The sequence below is a fragment of the Streptomyces sp. NPDC059900 genome, assembly GCF_050270335.1.
In the GTDB taxonomy this organism is placed as follows: Bacteria; Actinomycetota; Actinomycetes; order Streptomycetales; family Streptomycetaceae; genus Streptomyces.
On record NZ_JBNNJZ010001135.1, the window covers coordinates 1 to 1182 of the forward strand.

Sequence of the window (1182 nt, forward strand, 5' to 3'; positions counted from 1 at the left end):
ACCGTGCTCAGGGTGCAGGGGAAGGCGGGCGCGTACCGCGCGAGGATCTCCAGGGTCGGGCGGCTGGTGGCGGTCAGCCTGATGAGGTTGGCCCGGTTGCCGCGCAGCCAGCTTCCGGTCTCCTGCGAGCTGCTGGTGACCGACGCGTACAGCGTGGACAGCTCGGCTCGCCGGGCGGCGATGGTGGCGCTCGTGGTGGTGGCGTCGTGCAGCGCGTCGACCAGGTCGGGGGCCGCATCGGCATAGGTGTCGCTCAGCTCGACGAGTTGCTCGATGTCCCGGTTGAGGGAGGGCAGGTGCGGGTTGAAGTCCTTCAGGTAGCCGTTCAGCTCCACCAGCGAGTCACCGATCTTCTCGCCCCGCCCTTCGAGGGCCCCGGCGAGGGCGGACAGTGTGGCCGAGAGTTTCTCCGGCTGCACGGCGGTCAGCAGGGGCAGCAGATTGTCGAGGACCTGCTCCAGCTCGACGGCGCTGCGGCTGCGGTCCTGCGGGATGACGCTGCCTGCGGCGAGCGGGCGTGCCGAGGGCTTCTCGGGCGGTACGAGGGCCACGTACCGCTGCCCGAACAGGGTGGTCGGCAGCAACTGGGCCCGGACGTCGGACGGAACCCGGCCGATCTTGTCGGGCTGAAGAGCGAGGGTGAGCCGCGCGGTGCGGCCGCCCGTGTCGATCTTCTCGACTTCGCCGACGACGACGCCGCGCAGTTTGACCTCCGCGCTGGGGTGCATCTCGCTGCCGGCGCGCCCCGTCTCGACAATGACGGTCGCGGAGTCGGTGAACTCCTTGTCGTACACGGCGACCGACAGCCACACCAGCAGGGCGGGCACCACGAGGTACACCACTCCGGCCAGCCGTCTGCGGCGGGCGAGGGCGCCCTCGGTGGGGCGCGTGCGGGTCACCGGCGGTGCGGCCGGGCGGGTCCGGGTCTGCGGCGGGGCGCTCATCCGGCGACCTTCACGGTGGTCGTGGCGCCCCACAGGGCAAGGCTGAGGAAGAAGTCGGTGACGCTGATGAGGACGATCGCGGTGCGCACCGAGCGGCCTACGGCGACCCCGACCCCGGCGGGTCCGCCCGAGGCGCGGAAGCCGTAGTAACAGTGCGCGAGGATCACGAGCACGCTGAAGACGAGCACCTTGAGGAAGGACAACAGGACGTCGGTCGGTACCAGGAAGAGGTTGAAGT

Annotated in this window: 2 protein-coding genes; both read right to left on the reverse strand. The window is 70.6% G+C overall.

The genetic code is table 11. The features are described from left to right. The coding region (locus ACQKIP_RS47860; protein WP_427745915.1) for an MCE family protein at positions 1 to 944 on the reverse strand (944 nt) is incomplete at its 3' end. Beyond that, positions 941 to 1182, reverse strand: a 242-nt coding sequence (locus tag ACQKIP_RS47865; RefSeq protein WP_427745916.1) for an ABC transporter permease, incomplete at its 5' end; no start/stop codon positions are given. The genes ACQKIP_RS47860 and ACQKIP_RS47865, both read right to left, overlap by 4 nt.